The 23,982-nt window shown below is 61.5% G+C and carries 23 protein-coding genes and 1 pseudogene; 14 read left to right on the forward strand and 10 right to left on the reverse strand.

Annotated elements, in window-relative coordinates:
* Positions 1 to 81: 81 nt before the first annotated feature.
* The gene (locus tag E9677_RS09205; protein ID WP_136557790.1) at positions 82 to 759 is read left to right on the forward strand and encodes a helix-turn-helix transcriptional regulator; all 678 of its coding nucleotides are present in this window, start codon (positions 82 to 84) and stop codon (positions 757 to 759) included.
* A gap of 4 nt (positions 760 to 763) precedes the next feature.
* On the opposite strand, the gene E9677_RS09210 is transcribed toward E9677_RS09205, so the two are convergent.
* Entirely contained in the window at positions 764 to 2,350 is a 1,587-nt protein-coding gene (locus tag E9677_RS09210) for a trimethylamine methyltransferase family protein (RefSeq protein ID WP_136557791.1), read from the reverse strand.
* Positions 2,351 to 2,589: 239 nt separating this feature from the next.
* Between E9677_RS09210 and E9677_RS09215 the strand changes: the two genes are divergently transcribed.
* Positions 2,590 to 6,573 carry a response regulator gene (locus E9677_RS09215; protein ID WP_168801157.1) on the forward strand — a complete coding sequence of 1,328 codons (3,984 nt, stop codon included), beginning with the start codon at positions 2,590 to 2,592 and terminating at the stop codon, positions 6,571 to 6,573.
* On the opposite strand, the gene mnmD is transcribed toward E9677_RS09215, so the two are convergent.
* A complete protein-coding gene (gene mnmD, locus E9677_RS09220) occupies positions 6,574 to 7,299 on the reverse strand; it encodes a tRNA (5-methylaminomethyl-2-thiouridine)(34)-methyltransferase MnmD (RefSeq protein ID WP_136557793.1) in 726 nt (241 codons plus the stop codon). It lies immediately after the preceding gene.
* Here mnmD and E9677_RS09225 point away from each other — a divergent pair.
* From E9677_RS09225 to puuE, 3 genes are all read left to right on the forward strand, one after another.
* Entirely contained in the window at positions 7,298 to 8,497 is a 1,200-nt protein-coding gene (locus E9677_RS09225; protein ID WP_136557794.1) for an NAD(P)/FAD-dependent oxidoreductase, read from the forward strand. The genes mnmD and E9677_RS09225 overlap by 2 nt on opposite strands.
* A gap of 147 nt (positions 8,498 to 8,644) precedes the next feature.
* Positions 8,645 to 9,352, forward strand: a complete 708-nt coding sequence (locus tag E9677_RS09230; RefSeq protein WP_136557795.1) for a DUF1045 domain-containing protein — start codon at positions 8,645 to 8,647, stop codon at positions 9,350 to 9,352.
* A gap of 91 nt (positions 9,353 to 9,443) precedes the next feature.
* Complete coding sequence (puuE, locus tag E9677_RS09235; protein ID WP_136557796.1) at positions 9,444 to 10,364, forward strand: allantoinase PuuE; 921 nt, start codon at positions 9,444 to 9,446, stop codon at positions 10,362 to 10,364.
* A gap of 7 nt (positions 10,365 to 10,371) precedes the next feature.
* Here the strand turns inward: puuE and E9677_RS09240 are convergent, their stop codons facing one another.
* Positions 10,372 to 11,244 (reverse strand): LysR substrate-binding domain-containing protein, encoded by an 873-nt coding sequence (locus tag E9677_RS09240; RefSeq protein WP_136557797.1) that lies wholly within the window; start codon positions 11,242 to 11,244, stop codon positions 10,372 to 10,374.
* Positions 11,245 to 11,357: 113 nt separating this feature from the next.
* On the opposite strand from E9677_RS09240, the gene E9677_RS09245 reads away from it, so the two are divergent.
* The 3 genes from E9677_RS09245 to alc all read left to right on the forward strand — a co-directional run bounded on the left by E9677_RS09245 (position 11,358) and on the right by alc (position 13,858).
* Positions 11,358 to 12,215 (forward strand): urea carboxylase-associated family protein, encoded by an 858-nt coding sequence (locus E9677_RS09245; RefSeq protein ID WP_136557798.1) that lies wholly within the window; start codon positions 11,358 to 11,360, stop codon positions 12,213 to 12,215.
* A gap of 121 nt (positions 12,216 to 12,336) precedes the next feature.
* Positions 12,337 to 12,834: a 2-oxo-4-hydroxy-4-carboxy-5-ureidoimidazoline decarboxylase gene (gene uraD / locus E9677_RS09250; RefSeq protein WP_136557799.1), complete on the forward strand. Its 498-nt coding sequence runs from the start codon at positions 12,337 to 12,339 to the stop codon at positions 12,832 to 12,834.
* 1 nt (position 12,835) lies between these two features.
* Positions 12,836 to 13,858: an allantoicase gene (gene alc, locus E9677_RS09255; RefSeq protein ID WP_136557800.1), complete on the forward strand. Its 1,023-nt coding sequence runs from the start codon at positions 12,836 to 12,838 to the stop codon at positions 13,856 to 13,858.
* A 149-nt stretch (positions 13,859 to 14,007) separates the two neighbouring features.
* Here the strand turns inward: alc and E9677_RS09260 are convergent, their stop codons facing one another.
* Positions 14,008 to 14,187: a DUF2735 domain-containing protein gene (locus E9677_RS09260; RefSeq protein ID WP_136557801.1), complete on the reverse strand. Its 180-nt coding sequence runs from the start codon at positions 14,185 to 14,187 to the stop codon at positions 14,008 to 14,010.
* Positions 14,188 to 14,582: 395 nt separating this feature from the next.
* Here E9677_RS09260 and E9677_RS09265 point away from each other — a divergent pair, with 395 nt between their 5' ends.
* From E9677_RS09265 to E9677_RS09290, 6 genes are all read left to right on the forward strand, one after another.
* Complete coding sequence (locus tag E9677_RS09265) at positions 14,583 to 15,623, forward strand: glutamine synthetase beta-grasp domain-containing protein (protein ID WP_136557802.1); 1,041 nt, start codon at positions 14,583 to 14,585, stop codon at positions 15,621 to 15,623.
* A gap of 134 nt (positions 15,624 to 15,757) precedes the next feature.
* Positions 15,758 to 16,051, forward strand: coding sequence for a nucleotidyltransferase family protein (locus E9677_RS09270; RefSeq protein WP_136557803.1), 294 nt, complete (start codon positions 15,758 to 15,760; stop codon positions 16,049 to 16,051).
* Positions 16,048 to 16,413: a HepT-like ribonuclease domain-containing protein gene (locus E9677_RS09275; RefSeq protein WP_136557804.1), complete on the forward strand. Its 366-nt coding sequence runs from the start codon at positions 16,048 to 16,050 to the stop codon at positions 16,411 to 16,413. The genes E9677_RS09270 and E9677_RS09275 overlap by 4 nt, the downstream gene beginning before the upstream one ends.
* A 6-nt stretch (positions 16,414 to 16,419) precedes the next feature.
* Positions 16,420 to 16,920 (forward strand): ureidoglycolate lyase, encoded by a 501-nt coding sequence (locus tag E9677_RS09280; RefSeq protein ID WP_136557805.1) that lies wholly within the window; start codon positions 16,420 to 16,422, stop codon positions 16,918 to 16,920.
* The gene (gene uraH, locus E9677_RS09285; RefSeq protein ID WP_136557806.1) at positions 16,917 to 17,273 is read left to right on the forward strand and encodes a hydroxyisourate hydrolase; all 357 of its coding nucleotides are present in this window, start codon (positions 16,917 to 16,919) and stop codon (positions 17,271 to 17,273) included. Before E9677_RS09280 ends, uraH begins: the two co-directional genes overlap by 4 nt.
* Positions 17,273 to 18,013, forward strand: coding sequence for a metallophosphoesterase family protein (locus E9677_RS09290; protein ID WP_136557807.1), 741 nt, complete (start codon positions 17,273 to 17,275; stop codon positions 18,011 to 18,013). The genes uraH and E9677_RS09290 overlap by 1 nt, the downstream gene beginning before the upstream one ends.
* A gap of 6 nt (positions 18,014 to 18,019) precedes the next feature.
* On the opposite strand, the gene E9677_RS09295 is transcribed toward E9677_RS09290, so the two are convergent.
* From E9677_RS09295 to E9677_RS09320, 6 genes and pseudogenes are all read right to left on the reverse strand, one after another.
* A complete protein-coding gene (locus E9677_RS09295; RefSeq protein WP_136557808.1) occupies positions 18,020 to 19,165 on the reverse strand; it encodes an alpha-hydroxy acid oxidase in 1,146 nt (381 codons plus the stop codon).
* A 35-nt stretch (positions 19,166 to 19,200) separates the two neighbouring features.
* A complete protein-coding gene (locus E9677_RS09300; protein ID WP_136557809.1) occupies positions 19,201 to 19,632 on the reverse strand; it encodes a potassium channel family protein in 432 nt (143 codons plus the stop codon).
* 31 nt (positions 19,633 to 19,663) lie between these two features.
* Positions 19,664 to 19,948, reverse strand: a pseudogene (locus tag E9677_RS09305) (hypothetical protein).
* A 7-nt stretch (positions 19,949 to 19,955) separates the two neighbouring features.
* Entirely contained in the window at positions 19,956 to 21,272 is a 1,317-nt protein-coding gene (gene guaD / locus E9677_RS09310) for a guanine deaminase (RefSeq protein WP_136557810.1), read from the reverse strand.
* A complete protein-coding gene (gene puuD / locus E9677_RS09315) occupies positions 21,272 to 22,504 on the reverse strand; it encodes a urate hydroxylase PuuD (protein WP_136557811.1) in 1,233 nt (410 codons plus the stop codon). The genes guaD and puuD overlap by 1 nt, the downstream gene beginning before the upstream one ends.
* A gap of 162 nt (positions 22,505 to 22,666) precedes the next feature.
* Positions 22,667 to 23,584, reverse strand: coding sequence for a LysR substrate-binding domain-containing protein (locus E9677_RS09320; protein WP_235882897.1), 918 nt, complete (start codon positions 23,582 to 23,584; stop codon positions 22,667 to 22,669).
* Between the last annotated feature and the right edge of the window lie 398 nt (positions 23,585 to 23,982).

The following is a 23,982-nucleotide window of genomic DNA, read 5'->3' on the forward strand; positions in this document are numbered from 1 at the left end:
GCTCCCCCATGGTTGATGACGGCTTGACCTAACACAGCCCAACTGACAACTTTCTGGCCATAACCTTCATGGAGGCCGCCCATGCGCCCCGCCGATCGCCTGTTCCGGATCATCCAGCTGATGCGCTCCACCGGTCGCGCCATGACGGCCGCCGAGATTGCGGAGAAGATGGAGGTCGCGCCGCGGACCATCTACCGCGACATGGATCACCTGATCGCATCGGGCGCCCCGATCGAGGGCGAGCGTGGCGTCGGCTACATGCTGCGTGGGGCCTTCGATGCGCCGCCGCTCACCTTCACCTTCGAGCAGCTCGAGGCGCTGGCCTTCGGGCTTCGCGCCGTCGAGATGCTGGGTGACCCTCGGCTCGGTCAGGCGGCGCGCGAGGCGAAGGAGAAGATGCTCGGCATGTTGCCGACGGAGCATGCCGAACGGCTGATCTCCGCGCCGATCCACGCCTTTCGCTCGTCCGCCCAACCCGTGGTGCCGGATTGCCTGGGCGATGTGCGCTCGGCCTTGTCCGCCAAGCGCAAGGTCTGGATCGCCTATCATTCGCTGCCCGGCGAGCGCAGCCAGCGCGTCGTCTGGCCGCTGGGCTTGGCCGCCTTCGGCGCGATCTGGGTGATGACCGCCTGGTGCGAGATGCGGAACGGTTTTCGGGATTTCCGCCTCGATCGGGTCGAGGATTGGAAGGTTATGCAGGATCGCTTCGAGCCTCAGCCGCACCAGACCTATCAGGCGTATCTGAAGCAGCTGTCGTGACGCCTCAGAAGTCCGTCGCAACCCCGCCTTCCGCCTTGCGTTTCGCCACGAAAGCATCGAGTTCCTCCTCGACGGCCGGGTCGATCGGCGGGCGCTCATAGGAGCTAAGCTTTTCCTTGAAGACGCGGTTGGCGTGGTCGTAGGTTGTCGGCCGGCCGGCGTCGGTCCAGGTTTCGAAATTGCGCCAGTCCGAAAGGATCGGCGAATAGAAGGCGGTCTCGTAGCGGGCGAGCGTGTGGGCCGTGCCGAAGAAGTGGCCACCGGGGCCGACTTCGCGGACGGCGTCGAGGGCCAGCGCATCCTGGCTGACGTCGAGGGGTGTCAGGAACTCGGCCACCATCTGCAGCATGTCGACATCGAGGATGAACTTTTCGAACGACGCCGTCAGGCCGCCTTCGCTCCAGCCGGCGGAATGCATGATGAAGTTGCCGCCGCCCTGGGTTAGTGCCCAGAGCGAGAAGGCGCTCTCATAGGCCGCCTGGGCGTCGAGCGTGTTGGCGGCATTGGTGTTCGAGGTCCGATAGGGAATGCCGTAGCGGCGGGCGAGCTGGCCGCCGACGATGACGGCCTTCATGTATTCGGGCGTGCCGAAGGCGGGCGCGCCCGTCTTCATGTCGACATTCGAGGTGAAGCCGCCATAGACAACAGGGGCGCCGCGCTTCACCATCTGGGTGAAGGCGATCCCGCAGAGCGCTTCGGCATTCTGCTGGACGACGGCGCCGGCAATCGTCACCGGTGCCATGGCGCCGGCGAGTGTGAAGGGCGTCATGACGACGACTTGGCCGCGCGACGACATTTCGATGATGCCCTGAAGCATGGGGCCGTCGAGGCGAAGCGGCGAGGACGAGTTGATGATGGTGAAGAGTGAGGGCTCGCTCTCCATCTGCTCCATGGAGACGCCACGGCCGATGCGGGCGATCTCGATCGCGTCGAGATTGCGCTGCTTGCCGAGAGAGTAGCAGTGGAAGACCTTGTCGGTCAGCTTCACCATATCCGAGAGGCAGTCGAGGTGGCGCACCGAGGCGTGGATGTCGATCGGCTCGACCGGATAGCCGCCGGTCGTGTGAATGACGTCGTAGCACTGGGCGAGCTTGACCAGTTTGCGGAAGTCTTCCTGGTTGCCGGCGCGGCGACCGCCTTCACGATCCGCGACAAAGGGGGCGGAGGCTATCTGGGCGAAGACGAGGTTGTTGCCACCCATCTTTACGTTACGCTCGGGATTGCGGGCGAACATCTGGAACTCGCGCGGAGCCGAAGCGATCATGTCCATGATCAGGCCGCGGTCGAAGCGGACGCGGTCCGAGCCCTCCGTCACGTGGGCGCCATGCGCCTTCATGATGGCGCGGGCCTCGGGCAGCATGATGTCCATGCCGATTTCTTCCAGGATCGTCAGCGACGCCTCATGCATGTCGTCGAGGGCTGCGGGGTCAAGAAGCTCGGTCTTGGTCAGGCGATTGACGAGGTTGCGATACTTGCCCGCCACGCCCGTTCGGCTGCGATCACCACCGCGGCCACCGGTGCGCCTGCGGCGTTCGCCGCCTGCGGAATGGGCTTCAGTCTCGGACAAGACGGGGATGGTAATGTCGCTCATGGTCGATCCATTGTGTCAATCTCGACATCAAGTCTCGCAGGTTCGTTAGCCAAAAGGCATTGCCGTTTGCGACGAAAAACCGGCTCATCTGGAACAGTGGCAGGACCAACAAGATTTCATGAGGTGGGCATTCATCGGTATCTGCTTTTAAAGCGTCAGATTGTGATTTGCTTACCGGCTGTTTACCAAAACCAGTCATTTATCGAAGTGTGAACAGAGATTTGATCCGGGGAAGCGCCTTGCTCGAGCTAGTCCGCGACAAGATTGCCGCGCTTGACCTGCCTTCGTATGTCAAGGACAGTGAGCTGCGTTATGTCGCGGTCAATCCGGCCTTTGCGCGTTTGCACAATCTTGCGCCTGAAAGCTTCATCGGGCGTAGCGATAGGGAGATCTTCGGCGCCGATCTGGACGGCTATCGCGACGACCGCGAACGGCGCGTGCTGGTTTTCGGCGAAGAAGAGGAGCTTCATCTGAGGCCTTTTCCGGACGGCCCGGTTCAGATCCTTCGGATCGAGCGCTTCTTCGATGACGACGATCGGATGTACCTGTTCGGCCTCATGGATCAAGGCATCGCCGCTGTCTCGTCTCCCACTGCCGTCGCTGCTGCATTGCCGTCCGCAGCATTGTTTCAGGCCGTGCTGGAGCAGTATCCGCTGGCAACCTATGTGCGCAGCGCCGATCACCGGCTGCTCTTTGCCAATAGTGCCTATGCCGACATGGTCGGGCGCCCGATCCGTGATCTCGTCGGTCGCACAGAGCAGGAGATTTTCCCGGATCTGGGGCAGGACTATTTCGAGGGAAACAGCCGTGTGCTCGGAGGCGGTGTCACGGAGGAAGTTCAGGAGACTTTCATCCGTGCAGACGGCACTCGGTTGCCGGTGCTCAGCCGCGTGGGTGCCGTCACGGGTCCCGATGGCGAACGTTATATTGTCGGCTCCATCACCGATCTCTCCCCATTGCGGGAAGAGCAGCAAAAGCTGGAAGCCGCCCGCCAGGAATCGGAGGCGCTGCAACTGCACCTCCAGAGCCTCATGGCGTCGCTCCCCGTCGGCATCATCGTGCTCGACTCCGACCTGAAGATCTCCTTTGCCAATCCGGCCGCTATCGACATGGCGGAACTCGACCCGCCCATTCCGCTCGTCGGCATGACGTATCGGGAATTCCTGATGCTGACGATGGGGCGCGGCCTTGCGAGTTTGAGTGCCGGGGAACTCGAAGAGCGCGTGGCCTTCCGCATGGAGCAAGTCATCGGCCTGGTCGAGGGGCCCCTGATCGACGTCAAGACGCCATCGGGTCGCGCGCTCGCCGGCGGAAGCCGACGGATGGATGGCGGTCGTATCCTTCTGACCTATTCCGATGTCTCGGATATGGTCCAGCGCGAGGAGGAGACACTTCTCTATCGTGCCACCCTCGAACAAATGCCGGTGCCGGTCTTCATCCGCGACACCAACCGGCGGATGATCTATGTGAACACGGCCTATGAAGAGCTTCACGGCCAGCGCCGCGAAGACATTTACGGCCTGACGGAAGTGGAACTCTGGCCAGAGAACGGCCAGATCATGAAGGAGGAGAACCTCCGGATCTTCGCCACGGGCGAAATGATCGAGAAGAACCGGGAGGTCGTGGTTCGCGACGGCCAGGAGATCTCGGTCATCACGCGTCTGAGCCGGATAACGACGGCGGAAAACAAGCACTATCTGGTGGGGTCGGTCAACGATATCACAATCCTCAAGAAGGGCCAGCAGGCCCTTCTCGAGGCACAGGAGCGTACCGGGGCGCTTTACAGCAACATGGTCGCGATGCTGCAGGTGATGCCCGTCGGCGTCGTCATCATCGACCGCGACTACATGGTCGAATTCGCCAACGAGAAGTGCCGGGAAATCTGGAAGTGGCCGGATGAGCTGCCGCTGCGGGACCTTTCCTTCCGCCGCTATTGCGAGGAAAACCACAAGCGTGGCTGGGCTTGGCCCGGGGTCGAATTCGAAGAGGGCTACCGTCGTCGCATCGCGCAATTCGATGTGTTCGAAGGCTCGCATGTCACCGAGCTCGATTATGACGACGGCAAGTTCGTGCTGGCGACGATCACCCGCCTGCACGACCGCAAGATCCTGCTCACCTATTCGGATCTCACTGAAATCCGACAGCGCGAGCGCGAGATTACCGAGGCGCAGCAGCAGCTTGAACGACTGGGCGGCTTCGTCAGGGAATCCATGCGGATGATGTCGCAGGGCCTGCTGATGATCGAACACGGGCGCGTCGCGGAGGTCAACCCGTCCTTCGCGCGGATTCTCGATGTGCCCGAAGACATGCTGCGGGCGGGTGCTAGCTGGCGGCCGGTCTTCCAATATTGCGCCGAACGCGGCGATTTCGGTGCTGACGCCGAGACAGTCCTGACGCAGTGGCAGTCGGCGCTGCAGAGCTCAGCTGCCATCTCCACGAATTTCCTCGTCGCCGGGAAGACCTGGGTCAAACTCGAAGCGACTTTTGGGGGGGATCGCAGCTGCGTCGTCGTCCTGACCGACTTCACCGAATTGAAGGCCCGCGAAGCGGAGCTCGAAGTCCTGCTCGCCCGTGCCGAGGCGGCCGACAAGGCCAAGTCCGACTTCCTCGCCAATATGAGCCACGAAATCCGGACACCGATGAACGGGGTGCTGGGCATGGCGGAGCTCCTGTCCAAGTCCGAACTCGACAGCCGCCAGAAGACCTTCGTCGACATCATGGTGAAATCGGGCAATGCGCTGCTCACCATCATCAACGACATTCTCGACTTCTCGAAGATCGACGCGGGCCAGCTGAAGCTGAGGAAGTCGCCCTTCGATCCGGTCGAGGCGATCGAGGATGTGGCGACGCTTCTGTCATCCGCTGCCGCGGAGAAAGATATCGAACTCGTCGTTTCCGGTGACGAATCGGTCGAACACACCTTCATGGGCGATCCCGGCCGCTTCCGGCAGATCGTCACCAATCTGCTCGGCAATGCGATCAAGTTCACTGAGAAGGGCCATGTGCATGTCGCCGTGTCGACCAGCGGCACACAAGACGGGCAGGCCCTGCTGACGCTTCGCATAGAGGATACCGGCATCGGCATTCCGCCCGAAATGCAGGCGAAGATCTTCGAGAAATTCTCCCAGGTTGACACATCCTCGACGCGGCGGCACGAGGGGACTGGGCTGGGGCTGGCGATCACGGCCGGCCTCGTCAAGCTGTTCGGTGGGCGGCTCGATGTTTCATCCGAGGTCGGAAAGGGTTCTGCATTTTCCGTCGAACTGCCACTCACCATCGTCGCCGAGCGTCGGAGGCAGAAGGAATTGCCGACGACGGTCAAGGATGCACGGGTGCTCGTCATCGACGACAATGCCGTCAACCGTCGGATCGTCACTGAGCAGCTCAAGATGTGGGGCTTTGATGGCCTTGCCGTTCCCGATGGTCCGACCGGCCTTCAGATCCTTGATGCGGCGCATGCGGAAGGGCTCGCGATCGACGCCGTCATCGTTGATTACCAGATGCCCGACATGAATGGCCTGGATGTCGCACGAGCGATCCGCAACGATCGCCGCTTCGACGAGATCGCGCTCATCTTCCTCACCTCGATGGACATGGTCGGTGACGACCGTCTGTTCGAGAGCCTCAAGGTGCAGGCGCATCTGATGAAGCCGGCACGGGCGAATGTCCTGCGCGGGGCGATCATCGATGTGGTGCGCACCGCTCGGGTGCATGGCGTCAATTCCGCGCGGTTGCGCCCTTCGCCGCCGCCGTTGCTTGCAAGCCGTCCCCCTGTGTTGCAGGCCGAGGCTGTGACTGTTGATAAGCCCTTTGGCGATACAGGCCTCAGAGTGCTGATCGCCGAGGACAATGCAGTCAATCAGATCGTCTTCCGGCAGATCCTGACCGGGAGCGGGATCGCCTACCGCCTCGTCGGCAATGGCGAGGAAGCAGTCGAGGCCTGGGCCAGTGAGCCGCCGGATCTGATCCTCATGGATGTCTCGATGCCGGTGATGAACGGTCATCAGGCGACCCAGGCGATCCGCTCGGCAGAGCAGGGAACGGGCCGCCGGATCCCGATTATCGGCGTCACGGCACATGCGCTCGACAGTGATCGCGAAGCCTGCCTTGCGGCCGGCATGGATGACTATCTGTCCAAGCCGATCTCGCCGGAGTTGCTCCTGAACAAGATCGAAGAATGGATCGGCAGGCCGGTCGCGACTGCCGTCGGCGCGGATCGTTGATCAGGCCGGGTGCCTGATGCCGCAGAGCATTTCCCGCTTGCCGGCGAAACCCGAACGGCGTTCTACGTCGAAGCCTGCCGCAATCAGATTGCGCCGCACGAAGCCGGCTGCGGCATAGGTCGCGAAGCTGCCGCCCGGCTTCGTCGTGTCGAAGACCCGCCGCATCAATTCGGCCGACCACATGGCGCTGTTGCGCGATGGTGCAAAGCCGTCGAGGAACCAGGCGTCGAAGGTGAAGGTGCTTGCCGTCAGATTCTCGAGCGCATCGCCGCAGATGACCGATAGTCGCGTCTGCTCGTCCAGATCGATTTCAACAACACCCGAAGGATGTTTTGGCCAGAGCGCCGCGAGCGCCTGTCGTTCGGTATCGATTTCGGGCCAGCGGGCGAGGGCGCGGTCGATGTCTTCCGCCGTCATCGGGAAAAGTTCGAAGGAGACGAAGTCCAGCCGGGCGTCCGACTTGCGATACTGCTTCCATTGCCGCCAGGTCTCGCAGGCGTTCAAACCGGTGCCGAAGCCGAGTTCGCCGATGGTAAAATGCGCCGCATCCGCCCAGCGGGCCGGCAGACCATTTCCGGCGAGAAACACATGGCCGCATTCCAGCCGACCGTCCGTCTGGCAATAAAAATGATCGCCAAAGGCGGTGGAAAAGGGCATATCGCCGTCGTGCCAGGTGAGCGGTGCCTGGGTATCGCCGGTGCCTGGCGGATAATTTGAATGGGTCATGGCCATGTCCGATAAATCCCCAGCGATGTCAGGTCAATTGCGGGCAGACCTCGTGATCGTCGGCGGCGGCATCATGGGCCTGTGGGCGGCGCTGAAAGCGGAGCGCCGGGGCATCGAGACGATCCTGATCGATGGCGAAACGACTGGCAGTGGCGCGAGTGGCGGCCTGCTCGGGGCGCTCATGGCGCATATGCCAGATCGCTGGAACGAGAAAAAGCAGCTGCAGTTCGATGGTCTGGTGTCGCTGGAAACAGAGATTGCCGAGCTCGAATCCGAAACAGGGCTATCGGCAGGCTATCGCCGCTGCGGGCGGCTGATCCCGTTGCCGAAGCCGCATCTGCGGCCGCTTGCCGAACGCCATTCCCGCGAGGCGGAGACGAACTGGCGCCAACACGGCCATGCCTTCGACTGGACCGTGATCGGGGAAAGCCCTTGGGCCGGATGGCCATCGCGCGACGTCTGCGACGCGGGCCTGGTGCATGACGGATTTGCGGGGCGGGTGTCACCGCGTGCGCTCATCGGGGCACTCCGGACACGGCTGGAAAAGACGAGGCGCGTGCAAGTCCTCGAAGGTCTTGCCGCGCAATCCATCGACGCCCGCGCCGGGCGGCTCGAGCTCTCCGATGGCTCGTCGGTCGGCTTCGGCAAGCTTCTCGTTGCGGCCGGTGTCGGTTCCTTTCCGCTGCTCGCAACCCTGGGGGCTCCGCTGGCAAAGCCCCTTGGCCGTGGCGTCAAGGGCCAGGCGGCGCTGCTGAAGGTGGACCTACCAGCGGACCTGCCGCTTCTCTATCTCGACGGGCTTTATGTGGTGCCGCATGAAGGCGGCCATGTCGCGATCGGCAGCACCAGCGAGAATCAGTTCACTGAACCCTTTTCGACGGATGCCCAGCTCGATGCCTTGATCGGAGAGGCGCGACAGCTTGCGCCGGTTCTGAGCAATGCCGAGGTCGTCGAACGCTGGGCGGGCCTTCGGCCCAAGGCCATTGACCGCGATCCCATGGTCGGCCCTCATCCCGAGCATGGGCATGTTCACGCGCTGACCGGCGGCTTCAAGGTCAGCTTCGGCATCGCCCATCTGCTGGCTGATGCCGCGCTCGATGCGATCGAGGGACAAGCGCTTCCATTGCCGCAGAGCTTTTCGCTGGCGCATCACGTTTCAGTGGCATTGGAATGTGAAATTTCCGGAAAAAACGACTGAATACCCCAAATTTGGCGGGGCCGGACACGATAGTCGTCGGAAGATGTGCTTTGCCCGCTTCGTGATACTGTCATGCAAATCACCTATCCACCGGGTTGAAACGGCATTTGCTAAAGTGCCGAAGCGGGCCAGTGCGAGGTGCTCGACATGCGTTATGCCATCTGCTTTACGCCGCCGGCCGGAGATCCGCTCGCCCATGCGGCAGCGCGCTGGCTCGGTCGCAACGTGTTTTCCGGAGAGGCGGAAGAGCATCCGGGCCTGAAAGGGCTCGGCGTGCACGAGATCGCCTTCCACACGGCGCTACCGCGCCGTTTCGGCTTTCATGCCACATTCAAGGCGCCCTTTCGCTTGAGCGAAGGATCCTCAGAGTCCGCCCTGCTTCGGGAAATCATGCATTTTGCCGGTCGCATGGAGCCTGTCGTGCTCCCGGGGCTCACTGTCGGTCGCATCGGTGACGTCTATGGCCTGATCCTTGGGCGGCCCTGCTCTTCAGTCGATTATCTGGCGGCCTCCATTGTTCAGGCCTTCGATGGTTTCCGTGCCCCACTCTCCGAAGTGGAGATCGAGCGGCGCAATCCCGAGCGGCTGTCGGCGCCGCAATTTTCCAATCTCAGCCGCTGGGGCCATGCGTACGTGATGGACGAGTTTCGTTTCCACATGACACTGACGGGGCCGCTCCTGGCCAGGGATTTTCCGCGGATCGAGCAAGCCTTGAAGTCGCATTTCGATCCCGTTCTCGCCGAGCCCGTCGTGGTGACCAATCTCGCCCTCTTTGTCGAAACCGAACGCGGCGCACCGTTCACCGTGCATTCTCTGCATCCGCTGGGGCGGGTTTCCAGCCGCAAGATCGCCTGACGACTTCGCGCTGCAGCATGGACTGCGTTTTCTATCTCGACAGGTGTCGCCGTCGCCAATAGCCTCGTGTCAAAACTCAAGAGGTGAACCGATGACGACTGCTCCCTATCCCCGCGACCTGATCGGCTATGGCCGCGACATTCCCGATCCGAAATGGCCCGGCGATGCGCGGATCGCGGTGCAGTTCGTGGTGAATTACGAGGAAGGCGGCGAGAGCTGCATCCTGGACGGGGATGCGGCGTCGGAAAACCTGCTGTCGGAAATCGTCGGCGCCCAGCCATGGCCCGGACAGCGCAATCTCAACATGGAATCGATCTACGAATATGGCTCGCGCGCCGGCTTCTGGCGGCTGTGGCGAATGTTCACCGAGCGCAAGGTGCCGGTCACAGTCTATGGTGTGACGCTCGCCATGGCCCGCAACCCCGAGGCGGTTGCGGCGATGAAGGAAGCCGACTGGGAAATCGCAAGCCACGGCTATCGCTGGCTCGAATACAAGGATTTCCCTGAAGACGTCGAGCGCGAGCACATCCGCGAAGCGGTGCGGCTGCACAAGGAACTGACAGGTTCGCATCCGCTCGGCATGTACCAGGGCAAACCCTCCGACAACACGCTGCGCCTCGTCATGGAGGAGGGCGGTTTCATGTACTCCTCCGACAATTATTCCGACGACCTACCGTTCTGGGTGCCGGATCTCGACGGGAAACCCTTTCTGATCATCCCCTACACGTTAGAGACCAACGACATGCGCTTTGCCACCCCGCAGGGCTTCAATACGGGCGACCAGTTTTTCACCTATCTCAAGGACGCCTTCGACGTGCTCTACGAGGAGGGCAGACAAGGCAGCCCGAAGATGATGTCCGTCGGCCTGCACTGCCGCCTCGTCGGCCGCCCGGGACGGGCTGCGGCTTTGGCGCGGTTCGTTGATTATGTGACCAGCCATGAGAAGGTGTGGGTTCCCAAGCGCATCGAGATTGCGGAACACTGGCACGAGCATCACAAGCCGGCGTGGTGAGGCTGCTCTAAGTACCGAGGCCGGCACTCTCTGCCAGCAGCCAATCGCGCAAGATCACGGCCGGCTCTGATAAGTCCGCTCCTGACAGCAGCCAGTAGGCCTTGTCCTCGTCGGCGGCTTCGTCAAACAGCACGATCAGCGTTCCCGCTGCCAGATGGTCGGCGATCAGGGCCGTCGGGCAGAGGCCGATGCCGAGGCCCGAGAGGGCCGAACTCACCAGCAGATTGAAGTCGGCATAGAGCGGTCCTGAGGGTGTCGGGCTTTGAACGCCACGTGCGGCCAGCCAGGCTTGCCAGGCGGCCTCGGTGGCGTCGTGCAACAGGTCATGGTCAAGCAGGTCGGCTGGACTGGTGATCGGTCCATGTCGATCCAGATAGCTCGGCGCACAGGTCGGGCGGGTCGCGGCTGGCAGAATGCGCTCGGCGCGACCCGGCGGGCGGGTGCCGTGACAGATCAGCAGATCTGAGCCGGCTTCGTCCGGAGTGAGTGCCCCTAACGGATAGACGATCGAGACCTGGATGTCGGGATGTGCGGCGCGGAAGCGGGGCAGGCGGGGGCCGAGCCAGTGGGTGACCACCGAGGGCATACAGGCGAGGCTGGTGCGGGCCAAGGATTTGCGGGCGGTCAGCCGTTCTGCGGCGCGGGCGATGTGGCCGAGGCCTTCCGAGCAGGCGGCGCCTAATTCGCGGCCGTCAGCGGTCAAGCGCACGCCGCGCGGGCGGCGTTCGAAGAGGGAAAGCCCCAGCCAATCCTCCAGCGCCTTCACATGCTGGCTAACGGCGGCTGCCGTCATGCCGAGCTCGGTTGCGGCCTGCAGGAAGCTTTCGCGGCGGGCGGCGGCCTCGAAGGCGCGGAGTGTGGGGAGCGGGGGCAGTTTCATGGCTCTATGACTAAGTCAGACTTGGTCATGGGGCAAGAAGAGAGGCAGTTGTCTTGATGGGGTAGGTGGGGCACCTTGGGGATCACATCTTGATGCCCACTCCGGAGCCGCGCATGTCTTCCTTTAACGCAAACATCCCCGTTCCCGCCGATGCCGATGCACGGCGCGCGGTGAAGCCCGTCGTCTGCTATCCGGTCGAGTCGCTGAAAGCCCCCGACATGAGCATCCTGGCGCGGGCACGGGCGACGATGGAGAAGATCGGCGAGGTGAACGTGCCGCCGCGCGAGGGCAACACGTTCGAAGTGCCGAAAGGGCATTTCTTCCGCATCGTCAGCGTCGAGGGGCCGCAGGTTGGGGACCTTAATCTGTGGAACGCCAACGATCTCTCTGAGCGCTTCTTCTCCGGCAAGACGCGGGCGCTGCATGCGACGCATGTGACGACCGGCAACCGTCTCTGGAGCAATCTCCCGTCGCTTCGCCCTATGGCGACGATCAGCCATGATACGCTCGGCTGGTATGGTTTTGACGAATTCGGTGGCGGCGTGCATGACGTGATCGGCACGCGCTGCGATCCCTATACCAACCGGCTCTTGTCCGGCGGCGACTACCACCATTGCTGTCATTCCAATCTCTGCCGGGCGCTTTCGCATCACAAGGGCATCGACATCAAGGCGGCCGAGCCGCATGTGCATGACGTGTTGAACGTCTTCATGTGCACCGGCTTCACCCGCGACACACAGCAGTATTTTATGAAGGCGAGCCCGGTTCGTCCCGGTGATTTCCTGGAGATGTTCGCCGAAATCGACCTGCTCGGTGGTCTCTCGGCCTGCCCAGGCGGAGATTGCAGCACCAGCCATTCGAGCGACGTTGCGAAATGCTATCCGCTACTGGTCGAGATCTATCGACCGGACAAGACGCTGCTGGCGGACTGGCCGTTTCCGGAGCGCAACGGCTACCAGTTGCAGGATTGAGTGTCTCTCGACAAGCCTCGGGGGCTCGGCTATCCCTTCTGTCATTGCGTCGCCCACTGGGCGACCGCCTCCTTTCGCCATGCCTTCCGGGCCTGGCTCCAGCATGACGGACAGAGAGAAAATGGACAGAGCGGACTTCGTTCAGCGTTTCGGCGGGGTGTTCGAGCATTCGCCCTTCATCGCGGAGCGCGCCTTCGATGCCGGTATGATCGAGGAGCCGCTGACGGCGCTCGACGTCCATGATGCGATGGCCATGATTTTCCGGACGTCGAGCGTCGAGGAGCGGCTTGGCGTGCTCCGCGCGCATCCGGATCTTGCGGGCAAACTCGCGATATCCGGCGAGCTGACGGACGACAGCAAGCGAGAACAGGCGGGCGCCGGTCTCGATCGCTTGAGTGCTGAAGAACATGCCCGCTTCACCGAGCTCAACACGGCCTATGTGGAGACGTTCGGCTTTCCCTTCATCATCGCGGTCAAGGGGCTGACGAAGGACGATATACTCGCGGCCTTTGAGACGCGGATCGCCAATGGCCGTGATCAGGAATTCGACACTGCCTGCCATCAGGTGGAAAAAATCGCCAGGCTTCGGCTCGAAAGCCTGCTTCCGGAGACGCACTGACATGCTTGAGACCTCGACCGTCACATTGCCGGACTTCGCCGCCGGTGCCGTCAACCTCGCTTCCGCGCGCCTCGGTGCCACCGGCATCTTCTCGACCGACGAGTTCTTTGCGCCGGTGTCGCGCATGCTGAACGACGATCCGGCGACGTTCGACCCGGATCTCTACGACGACAACGGCAAATACATGGACGGCTGGGAAAGCCGTCGCAAGCGCGTGCCCGGCCACGATTTTGCGATCATCCGTCTGGCCATGCCGGGCCGGATCTTCGGGTTTGACGTCGATACGCGCTTCTTCACCGGCAACTACCCGCCGCATGGCTCGATCGAAGCGGCTTTCGTAGCGGACGGCGACCCGACCGAGGCGACCGTTTGGACGGAACTGGTGCCGAAGTCGGCGCTCGGCGCTTCGGCCCAGCATTTCTTCGTCAATGCCGACACATCGAAGGTCTGGACGCATCTGCGTCTGCACATTTATCCCGATGGTGGCGTGGCGCGGCTGCGGGTCTATGGCGCTGCCCATTTCGATTGGTCGAAGGTCGGAGCGACGCAAGAGATCGATCTCGCCTATATCTTCCATGGCGCGAAGTCGCTCGCCTGGTCGGATGCCCATTATGGCCATCCCGACAAGATCCTGTCGCCCGGCCGTGGCACCAATATGGGCGATGGCTGGGAAACCAAGCGCCGCCGTGGTCCGGGTCATGACTGGGCGATAATCCGGCTCGGCCATCCAGGCGTGATCAACCGGGTGCTGATCGATACGCATTTCTACAAGGGCAACTATCCCGACACTTGCGAGTTGCTCGGCGCCTATCTGCCGGACGCAGGTGACACCTTCAGCGAAGCGGAGATTTCAGGGTCCGAGCAGTGGCAGCCGATCCTGACGCGTCAGAAGATGCAGATGGATGCGGAGCATTTCTACGAGGGCGACAAGGTTCAGAAGGTCGGCCCGGTCACACATGTCCGGATCGGCGTGCATCCGGATGGCGGCGTGATGCGCCTGCGCCTCTTCGGCACGAAAGTCTGAGTTGTTTGTTTTGACGCAATTCCGGACGCAAAACCGGTTCTCACTTTTGCTCGAATTGCTCTGAAAACGAAAAGAGCGGGCAAAGGCCCGCTCGTCGCATGCTTCAAGCCGTCCGCAAAGCGGGCGGCTTTTCGTTGGCCTATCGGCCTTTACTGCTTCGGCGTCCGTTCGGCCTCGCGGATCGCTTCCTCGTGATACCAGCTGGCCGAACCGCTCTCATAGATCACGGGCTTCGGCGTCTGGCGCTCACGCATGGCGTTGAGGCGGGCCAGGTCACGCACCGGGAATTCGTAGATCTTCGCCGATTCCCGAACCATGTTCGTTGTCATGCTACTACCTCTCGTTTGACCGAGTATTGTCTCGATGCTTCATGCTTATCACGTCTGAAACTGAAATGCACATGAAAAGTGCAAAATGCCTATTTTATGGGCAATATCACAGCAGAAAAAGTGATGAATTTAAAATCATCACAGCGCTTTCGTGATCGTTGGTGGGCCGACAACACCGGACACGCGCCTCTGGTTCCATGAATATGCGCCGAATCTGTTAAACAAAGGCATGCAATGCCCGCGATTTGGCGGATCGCCTGCGGCAAAATGGTCGCATTTCGCCGTCCGCCTGCAAACTGGCACGCTTCCTGCTTTTTACCTTCCGACTCCCGGGCACCCGGAGAATCACCCCTCTGTTGCGCCGATGAGTGGCGCGAGACTGAAGAGAGAGCACCATGACCAAGTTTAAGCTCGAGTATATCTGGCTCGATGGCTACAAGCCGGTAGCGAACCTGCGTGGCAAGACGCAGATCAAGGAATTCGACAGCTTCCCGACCCTGGAAGAACTGCCGCTCTGGGGCTTCGACGGCTCGTCCACGATGCAGGCCGAAGGCCATTCGTCGGATTGCGTGCTGAAGCCGGTCGCCATCTATCCGGATCCTGCCCGCACCAACGGCGCTCTCGTCATGTGCGAAGTCATGATGCCTGACGGCGTCACCCCGCATCCGTCGAACAGCCGCGCCACGATCCTCGACGACGAAGGCACCTGGTTCGGCTTCGAACAGGAATATTTCTTCTACGAAAACGGCCGACCGCTCGGCTTCCCGGAGCAGGGTTATCCTGCTCCGCAGGGCCCGTATTACACAGGTGTCGGCTACAAGAACGTCGGCTCGATCGCGCGTGAAATCGTCGAAGAGCATCTCGACCTCTGCCTCGAAGCCGGCATCAACCACGAAGGCATCAATGCCGAAGTGGCCAAGGGTCAGTGGGAATTCCAGGTGTTCGGCAAAGGCTCCAAGCGCGCCGCCGATGAAATCTGGATCGCTCGCTACCTGCTGCTTCGCTTGTGCGAAACCTATGGCGTCGACGTCGAATTCCATTGCAAGCCGCTCGGCGACACGGACTGGAATGGCTCCGGCATGCACTGCAACTTCTCGACCAAGTTCATGCGCGAAGTGGGCGGCAAGGAATACTTCGAAGCCCTCATGGCGGCCTTCGCCAAGAACTGGCAGGAGCATATCGACGTCTACGGTCCGGACAACCATCTGCGCCTGACCGGCAAGCACGAAACGGCTCCGTGGAACAAGTTCTCCTACGGCGTTGCCGACCGTGGCGCCTCGATCCGCGTTCCGCACTCCTTCGTCAACAACGGCTACAAGGGTTACCTGGAAGATCGCCGCCCGAACTCCCAGGGCTGCCCCTACCAGATCGCTTCCGTCGTCCTGAAGACGATCGCCGAAGTGCCGACGGCTGACTACGCCCGTAGCGCTGCCTGATTTCAGGCTTTGACGTCAGACATACAGCGCCGGCGGATACGCCGGCGCTGTTTTCGTTTGGGGGCTTCTCCATATGGTTGGGTATCTTTTGTTTGCGCGGGCTCTGCCATATATTGCTGTCAAGGAGACTAGTAATGCGGCCGTCCGATGTGCTGGAACGAAAGAGAGCTGCAATCCGCGAGGTGACGGCGCGTCACAACGCGACGAATCCTCGCGTCTTCGGTTCCGTCGCCCGAGGAGAAGACCGCTCAGACAGTGATCTCGATATTCTGGTGGATGCCCTTCCCGGTTCTTCGCTCATGACACTTGGCGGTCTGCAGTCTGCCCTAGAAGGCCTCGCCGAGGGTGTTCCGGTGCATCTGGTAACGACCAGCGAGATACCGCAGAAGCATCGGGGACGTATCCTGGCGGAAGCGCTGCCAATATGAACCGCGAACATCGTATCCGCTCGCTTCTTGAACGGATCCGAAGCGCATCCCTGGATGCTCACGAACTGTTGGGTCCATTAGATCTGAAAGAGTTCCGCACAAATCTTCTCGTACAACGCGGCGTCGGGATGAGCCTTTTGATGGCAAGCGAGAGCGTTGTTCAACTCGAAGCGTTTTCGCCGGACTTCGTTGCGGAGCATCCGGAAATAGATTGGGTGACGATCCGCGGCATGCGTAACCGGATGGCGCACGGGTATTTCGACATCAATCTCGATTATGTGTACCAGACTGCGAAGCATGAAGCGCTTGATCTGGTTCGGATCGTCGACTCCCTAATCCACATTTATCCCGAGGGAGAATAAACCCCTTTGCCCATCGAACTCTCCATCCGTCCGCTGACGGCCGACGCTTTCGCGCCCTTTGGCGAGGTCATCGAAGCCGAACCGTCCACCATGCGGCTGATCAATGGCGGCACGACCGAGCGGTTCCATGCGCTGTTTTCGCCTGAAGCCGCGGGCGAGGATGCGCGGGTGATCGTCAACATCTTTCGCGGTCAGCCGCGCGCTTTCCCTTATGAGATCGGCATGATGGAGCGCCATCCCTTCGGAAGCCAGAGCTTCTCGCCGCTCTCCGGACGGTCGTTCCTTGTTGCGGTCTCTCCGGATGAGGGCGGCAAGCCAGGCGAACCGCAGGTGTTTCTGGCTGCCCCGCATCAGGGGGTGAACTATCGCCGCAACACCTGGCACCATCCCTTGATGGCGATCGGCGCGGTCAGCGATTTCCTGGTTGTGGATCGCGACGGACCCGGCAACAATCTCGAGGAATTCGTCTTCGATACCCCCTTCGTGATTCGGGAGCCCCATCCATGACCGGCCTCACCACCCATGTGCTCGACACGGCGCTCGGAAAACCGGTCCAGGGGCTGCGTATCCAGCTGATGCGAATGAACGGCGAGGAGGCGCAGCTGATCAAGACCGTCTTTACCAATGACGATGGCCGCGTCGACGGCGGACCGATGCTCGCAGCGGATGAGTTCCAGGTCGGGCAGTATGAACTGCTCTTTCATGCCGGTGATTATCTGAAGGGGACGGGAGCCGCGCTCACGGATCCGCCCTTCCTCGACGTGATCCCGATCCGCTTCGGCATTTCCGACACCATGGCGCATTACCATGTGCCGCTCTTGCTCTCGCCATATGGCTATTCCACTTATCGGGGCAGCTGATGCGGTTTGCAGCACTCGCGGATATTCACGGCAACCATCTGGCGCTTGAGGCTGTTATCGCCGATATCCGGGCACAGGGGATCGATGAGATCGTCAACCTCGGAGACAGTTTTTCCGGGCCGCTCGAGGCGGGGCTGACGGCTGATCTCCTGATGCCGCTCAATGCGCTGAGCGTACGGGGCAATCACGATCGCGCCCTGATCGATCGCCCTTTCGAGGCGATGGGTGACTGGGAAAAGCCCAGTTATCCGCAATTGTCCGCCGCCCATCTCGACTGGATCCGCGGCCTTCCGGAAACGTCGCGCATGGGCGACGAGGTCTTCCTCTGTCATGCAACGCCGCAGGACGACAACACCTATTGGACGGAGACGCTGTCGGCAGACGGCATCTTTCACCTGAAGCCACTCGCCGAGATCGAGGCGCTGGCAGAGGGCATAGACGCGCCACTCATTCTCTGCGGCCACAGCCATATTCCGCGTGCGGTTCAGCTCTCGGACGGTCGCCTGATCGTCAATCCCGGCAGCGTCGGCTGCCCCGGCTTCGACTATGACGTGCCCGTTTATCACAAGGCCCAAGCCGGCACGCCGTTTGCCAGCTATGCTATTCTGGAGAAAAGCCCGCGCGGCTGGCAGCCGAGCTTTCGCCAGGTGCGCTACGACAATCATGCCATGGCGGAGCTTGCGCGTCGCCATGGCATGATGGATTGGGTCAGCGCGCTGTCGAGCGGCTGGATCGCCTGAGGTCGCTCAGAACGGGCTCTCCGCGATGATCGACTTGTCGACATCGGCGAGCTGTCGTTTGCCGCAGAGCGCCATGGTCACATCCATTTCCTTGGCGATGATTTCCAGCGCCTTTGTGACGCCCTGCTGGCCCATGGCGCCGAGGCCATAGAGGAAGGGGCGGCCGATATAGGTGCCCTTGGCGCCCAGCGCCACGGCTTTCAGTACGTCCTGGCCGGAACGGATGCCGCCATCCATGTGGATCTCGATCTTGTGGCCGACCGCGTCGACGATCTTCGGCAGCATCGCAATCGAGGAATGGGCGCTGTCGAGCTGGCGGCCGCCATGATTGGAGACGATGATCGCCTCGGCTCCGGTCTTTGCCGCCATCTTGGCGTCTTCGACGTCGAGAATGCCCTTGATGATCAGCTTGCCGCCCCATTGTTTCCGGATCCAGTCCACATCCTTCCAGGAGAGCTTCGGATCGAACTGCTCGTTCGTCCAGGCGCCGAGCGAGGCGAGGTCGGAGACATTCTTGGCATGGCCCTGGATGTTGCGGAATGTGCGGCGCTGGGTGTGCAGCATGTTCCAGCACCAGCGCGGGCGCATGGCCATCTGGAAGAGGTGTTTCGGCGTCAGTCGCGGTGGGGCGGAGAGGCTGTTGCGGATGTCCTTGTGGCGCTGCCCGAGCAGCTGCAGGTCGGCCGTCAGCACCAGCGCCGAGCACTTGGCGGCGCGGGCGCGCTCGATCAGGTTCACGACGAAATCGCGGTCGCGCATCACGTAAAGCTGGAACCAGAAGGGCCGCTTGGTGACCGAGGCAACGTCCTCGATCGAGCAGATGCTCATGGTGGAGAGGGTGAAGGGCACGCCGAATTCCTCCGCCGCCTTTGCCGCCAGCATTTCGCCGTCCGCATGCTGCATGCCGGTCAGGCCCGTCGGCGAAAGCGCAACCGGCATCGTCACCTTCTCGCCGATCATCGTCGTTTCCAGCGTGCGGCCGCTCATGTCGACCAGCACGCGCTGGCGCAGCTTGATCCTGGAGAAATCGCTTTCGTTGGCACGGTAGGTGCTCTCGGTATAGGAGCCGCTGTCGGCGTAATCGAAAAAGAGTTTCGGCACGCGTTTGCGCGCGAGGGCCTTCAAGTCGGAAATTTCGAGAATGGGGGCCATGATTCATGCCTTTCGGGATTGATGACAGTCAGCCATCAGAAATGCTCGCCGGATTTGAAGGGGCCGACGCGAATGCCAGCGGCGATGAGGTAGGCCGTCGACCAGCCAATCAGCAGGAAGCCATTGACGCCTTCGAGGGCGTCCAACATGCGCCATTCCGGATTGGGCACCACATCGCCGAAGCCTACGGTGGAAAATGTCGTGGTGGAGATATAGAGGGCGGTCTCGAAATCGTCGACGACGCCGATCACCGTGAAGCCAGCAGCCCAGAGCCAGACTTCCGCCGTCAGCACAGCAAAGACGCCGATGACGACCGTGTTCATGGCGAGCATGCGGCTTCTATGGCCATGCAGACGAATCCGGTCGGTGATCCAGGCCATGGCATGGGTAACGGCCATGAGGCCGAAGGTGTGGATCACCACCGTCAGCGAAATCATCAGTGTGCCCAAAGCCAGATTGGCAATCATCGCAAGGCCTTCTCCCCGGTCGCATCTCCTCTCACGGCCGCAACTCCTTGCGTAGCATGAATTTCAGCCCGGACCAGATCTCGTCCACCGCACAAAGCTTGATATCCACCAAGCCGTCGCCATGAAGATCTCCCGCAGCCCATCTTCGGTGATGGTGGTCGGAACGCGGGATGCCTTCTTCGGCCAGGAGATCCAGAGCGTGCCCGTAGGGCAGGTGCGCGAGACTGTTGGGCAAGTCGACGAAAAGAGCGGCTAGTTCCGGCTTCAATCCGAGTTTCTTCGGAAGAGGCGTGCCGGAATAGCCGCTTTCGCTCATCTCGACCTCACATCAAGCCATCGGGTTTCGAGGCTTTCCCCGCCACATAGGTTTCGACCACGGCGCGATCGTCGCCGAGCGTCTGCAAGAGGAAGAGTTCTTCGCCGAGCGAGGTGACCGTTTCCATTCTGAGCCGCATGGCCGGCGTCGCTGCAGCATTCAGCACGACGATGTCGGCATCGGTGCCTTCGTCCAGCGTTCCGATGCGGTCGACGAGGTCGAGCGCCACGGCATTGCCCAGCGTCATGTGGTAGAAGCTTTCGAGCGGGTTCAGCCGCTCGCCGAGCAATTGCTGGATCTTGTAGGCCTCATCCATGGTCTTCAGCATGGAATAGCTCGAGCCGCCGCCGATATCGGTCGCAACGGCCACGGTCACGGGCTTTTCGCGGCGCTGTATCGCTTTCAGCGGGAAGAGGCCCGAGCCGAGAAAGAGGTTCGAGGTCGGGCAGTGGACCGCGACCGCACCGCTTTCGGCCATGGCATCCGCTTCGCGCTCCGACAGGTGGATCGCATGGCCGAAGAGTGCTTTTTTCCGCAGCAGCCCGTAGCGGGAATAGATGTCGGTATAGTCGGTGGCGTCGGGATAGAGCTCGCAGGTGTAGCGGATCTCGTCGTGGTTCTCAGACAGATGCGTCTGGATATGCAGGTCGGGGAATTCTTCAGCCAGTTTCTGCGTCATCGCCATCTGCTCGGGCGTCGAGGTGATGGCAAAGCGGGGGGTGATGGCGACGTGGTTGCGGCCCTTGCCGTGCCATTGTTCGATCACCGCGCGGGTCTCGTCGTAACCGAGTTGCGGCGTGTCTAAGAGGCCTTGAGGAGCATTGCGATCCATCAACACCTTGCCGCCGATCATCAGCGTGCCGCGACGCAGGCTCTCAGTGAAGAAGGCATCGGCAGAGGCCTTGTGAACCGAGCAATAGGCGACCGCCGTCGTCGTGCCCTGGCGCAGGAATTCATCGAAGAACTGTGTGGCGATCCGCTGCGCATGCGCGCTTTCGACGAAGCGGCATTCTTCGGGGAAGGTATAGGTGTTCAGCCACTCCAGGAGATTGGCGGCATAGGAGGCGATCACCTGCATCTGCGGGAAATGCACATGGCAGTCGATCAGGCCGGGCAGGATCAGGTGCGGGCGGTGGTCGATCTCTGATGTCTCCGCGCCGGCCTTCGGGTTCACATCCGAATAGCTGCCAACGGCTGCAATCTTGCCGTCCCGCACCAGCAGCGCGCCATCCTCTTCGTAGAGATAGCTTTCCCGGTCACCGGCATGCTCAGGCGCACGGCGAAAGGAGAGGAGGCGGCCGCGGATCAGGGTGTCTGTTGTCATCATTTGCCTTCAACCGTCGTCTCGTACCAGGCGACGAGCAGTTGGCGCTCTTCAGCTGAGAGATCGGTTATGTTTCCAGGCGGCATGGCATGGCTGCGGCCGGCCTGGAGATAGATTTCACGGGCATGGGCGGCGATTTCACCGTCCGTCTCGAGCTTCACGTTCTTCGGTGCGCGCGCAATGCCTTCCCAGACGGGCTCGGCTGCGTGGCACATCGAACAGCGGCCCTGTACGACATCACGCACCGCTTCGAAATGGCCATTCGCAACAAAGGTCTGTTCACGGGAAGAGAGGCTCACCTGTTCCTCTTCGCCGGTCAGCACCTTGGGCACCGTCGAGAGCCACATGATGACGATGAATATGAGCACCGTCACCAGCCAGGTCCAGGTCGGCTTGCCCTTGCGGGCATGCGTCGTGTTGAACCAGTGGCGGATGGTGACGCCCATGAGGAAGACGAGGGCTGCGATGATCCAGTTGAACTCCGTCGCGAAGGCCAGCGGATAGTGGTTCGACAGCATGAAGAAAATGACGGGCAGCGTCAGGTAGTTGTTGTGCAGCGAGCGCTGCTTGGCGATCACGCCATACTTTGGATCGGGGGTGCGACCGGCGATCAGGTCGGCAACGACGATCTTCTGGTTGGGAATGATGATGAAGAAGACGTTTGCCGACATGATGGTGGCGGTAAACGCCCCCAGATGCAGGAAGGCGGCGCGGCCGGTGAACACTTGCGTGTAACCCCAGGCCATGGCGATCAGCACGACGTAGAGGAAGGCCATCAGGCCCCAGGTATTTCGGCCGAGCGGCGACTTGCACAAGAGGTCGTAGAGGATCCAGCCGACGGCCAGAGACGCCAGCGACAGACAGATGGCCTGCCACGGTTCAATGTCCAAAACCGTGCGGTCGATCAGGAAGAGATCGGCGCCGCCATAATAGACCACGGCCAGGAGTGCGAAGCCGGACAGCCAGGTGGCGTAGCTTTCCCATTTGAACCAGGTCAGATGCTCCGGCATCGAGGCAGGGGCAACCAGATATTTCTGGATATGGTAAAAGCCGCCGCCATGCACCTGCCACTCCTCGCCATAGGCCCCGAACGGCAGGCCCGGCCGCTTCACGAGGCCGAGATCGAGCGCAATGAAATAGAAGGAAGAGCCGATCCAGGCGATGGCCGTGATCACATGCAGCCAGCGGACGGCGAAGGACAGCCATTCCCAGGCAATTGCGTATTCATACATTGGCCAAGTCCTTCATCTTCCCCATTTTTGCTGACATTGCGAAAAAATCCTCCCTAAGGGAAGGGGAAAGGAAGCGCTGCAGCAAAAGCTGCACCGGAAGTTTTGTGCAGCGCCTGCCTTATCTCTGCGGACGACGTCTGCAAACTGCCCCTACCGGCTTCATCAGGTCCCGGCCGTCGGTGGGATGGCCTCGAAGCTCGGCAGGCTTGCGCGCAGGAACTCGCGGAAGGCGCGGATCTTGCCCGCGTTGCGTCGTGCCTCGGGATAAACCAGCCAGTAATGCGAGCCGTCTTCGCAGGTCAGCTCGAAAGGCTGGATCAGGCGCCCGGAAGCGATCTCTTCGGGATAGAATTCCGGGCGCAGAATGGCAATGCCATGGCCGGCAACTGCGGCGGCCGCCTCGAAGGACTGGGCGCCGAGCCGGGTGCGTTGCAGGGAGTCGAGCACGACATCCGGATGGCCGGCCGCCGTGAACCAGATCCGCCACCAGGGGTCGGACGGATCGATGAAACGCAGCTTCAGGAGGTCGAGCGGATCGCGGATGCCGCCGACGGTATCGGCCAACTGCGGCGAGAGCATCGGCGTGAAATGATTGCGCATGACGAAATGCGCACGCAGCCCGGGCCAGTTTCCCCTGCCGCTACGGATGGCGAGATCCGCCGGCGTGCGGCTGAAATCGATCACGTCCTGGGAGGTTTCGAGCCGCACGGCAATACCGGGATTGTGCAGTTGGAAGTGGCCGAGATGGCGCGCCAGCCATTGTGAGGCAAATGTCGCGGTCGCATGGATGATCAGCGTGCCGTCCGCAGTGTTGCGCAGATCGGCGAGCGCTTCGCGCAGCAGCTCGAAACCTTCGGCGACCTTCGGGGCCAGTCGCTCGCCGGCCTCGCTCAGCTCGATCCGCCGCGGCTTGCGCAGGAACAGCGCCTCGCCGACATGCCCTTCGAGCAGCTTGATCTGATAGCTCACTGCCGTCTGGCTCATGCCCAGTTCCTCGCCGGCACGGGTGAAACTTTGGAGCCGGGCCACGGCATCGAAGACGCGGAGCGCATTGAGCGGCAGCTGTTTCGACAGTTTCATGGATAAGCTCTCTTTATGCATGAAGAGCGTAATTGAATTGGATCCATGCCGCAAGCGCAGGCAGAGTGAGGCCATCAAAACGCGATAACCAAACAAACGTGGAGGCAGACATGGTGTCCGCGATCAGCAGAATTTTGTCTTTCGACCGGCCGTTTTCACTTGCATGGATCTGGCCGTTCCGGCTCTTTCGCCGGCGCCGCCGATTGACTCGCATCCAGGATCTTCCAGATGACCTGCTGCGTGACATTGGTCTGCCGCATGAGCGGCGTCCGTCCGGCCCACATGCACACGGCGACCGCCATGTCTTCGTTACAGGTGACCATTTGCGGCCGGGGCCTATGTAATAATGTCTATGAATTCAGTGGCTAACGCCAATTTCCTGGAAGACAGATTCCAGT

It is taken from the genome of Peteryoungia rhizophila (assembly GCF_004912145.1).
Taxonomy (GTDB): Bacteria; Pseudomonadota; Alphaproteobacteria; order Rhizobiales; family Rhizobiaceae; genus Allorhizobium; species Allorhizobium rhizophilum.

What these genes read in the sequence shown, in the direction of transcription:
- E9677_RS09205 (WP_136557790.1), top strand. Translation starts at nt 82, where the DNA reads ATGCGCCCCGCCGATCGCCTGTTCCGGATCATCCAGCTGATGCGCTCC.
- E9677_RS09210 (WP_136557791.1), bottom strand. Translation starts at nt 2,350, where the DNA reads ATGAGCGACATTACCATCCCCGTCTTGTCCGAGACTGAAGCCCATTCC.
- E9677_RS09225 (WP_136557794.1), top strand. Translation starts at nt 7,298, where the DNA reads ATGGCCATGTCCGATAAATCCCCAGCGATGTCAGGTCAATTGCGGGCA.
- mnmD (WP_136557793.1), bottom strand. Translation starts at nt 7,299, where the DNA reads ATGACCCATTCAAATTATCCGCCAGGCACCGGCGATACCCAGGCACCG.
- E9677_RS09230 (WP_136557795.1), top strand. Translation starts at nt 8,645, where the DNA reads ATGCGTTATGCCATCTGCTTTACGCCGCCGGCCGGAGATCCGCTCGCC.
- puuE (WP_136557796.1), top strand. Translation starts at nt 9,444, where the DNA reads ATGACGACTGCTCCCTATCCCCGCGACCTGATCGGCTATGGCCGCGAC.
- E9677_RS09240 (WP_136557797.1), bottom strand. Translation starts at nt 11,244, where the DNA reads ATGAAACTGCCCCCGCTCCCCACACTCCGCGCCTTCGAGGCCGCCGCC.
- E9677_RS09245 (WP_136557798.1), top strand. Translation starts at nt 11,358, where the DNA reads ATGTCTTCCTTTAACGCAAACATCCCCGTTCCCGCCGATGCCGATGCA.
- uraD (WP_136557799.1), top strand. Translation starts at nt 12,337, where the DNA reads ATGGACAGAGCGGACTTCGTTCAGCGTTTCGGCGGGGTGTTCGAGCAT.
- alc (WP_136557800.1), top strand. Translation starts at nt 12,836, where the DNA reads ATGCTTGAGACCTCGACCGTCACATTGCCGGACTTCGCCGCCGGTGCC.
- E9677_RS09260 (WP_136557801.1), bottom strand. Translation starts at nt 14,187, where the DNA reads ATGACAACGAACATGGTTCGGGAATCGGCGAAGATCTACGAATTCCCG.
- E9677_RS09265 (WP_136557802.1), top strand. Translation starts at nt 14,583, where the DNA reads ATGACCAAGTTTAAGCTCGAGTATATCTGGCTCGATGGCTACAAGCCG.
- E9677_RS09270 (WP_136557803.1), top strand. Translation starts at nt 15,758, where the DNA reads ATGCGGCCGTCCGATGTGCTGGAACGAAAGAGAGCTGCAATCCGCGAG.
- E9677_RS09275 (WP_136557804.1), top strand. Translation starts at nt 16,048, where the DNA reads ATGAACCGCGAACATCGTATCCGCTCGCTTCTTGAACGGATCCGAAGC.
- uraH (WP_136557806.1), top strand. Translation starts at nt 16,917, where the DNA reads ATGACCGGCCTCACCACCCATGTGCTCGACACGGCGCTCGGAAAACCG.
- E9677_RS09290 (WP_136557807.1), top strand. Translation starts at nt 17,273, where the DNA reads ATGCGGTTTGCAGCACTCGCGGATATTCACGGCAACCATCTGGCGCTT.
- E9677_RS09295 (WP_136557808.1), bottom strand. Translation starts at nt 19,165, where the DNA reads ATGGCCCCCATTCTCGAAATTTCCGACTTGAAGGCCCTCGCGCGCAAA.
- E9677_RS09300 (WP_136557809.1), bottom strand. Translation starts at nt 19,632, where the DNA reads ATGATTGCCAATCTGGCTTTGGGCACACTGATGATTTCGCTGACGGTG.
- guaD (WP_136557810.1), bottom strand. Translation starts at nt 21,272, where the DNA reads ATGACAACAGACACCCTGATCCGCGGCCGCCTCCTCTCCTTTCGCCGT.
- puuD (WP_136557811.1), bottom strand. Translation starts at nt 22,504, where the DNA reads ATGTATGAATACGCAATTGCCTGGGAATGGCTGTCCTTCGCCGTCCGC.
- E9677_RS09320 (WP_235882897.1), bottom strand. Translation starts at nt 23,584, where the DNA reads ATGAAACTGTCGAAACAGCTGCCGCTCAATGCGCTCCGCGTCTTCGAT.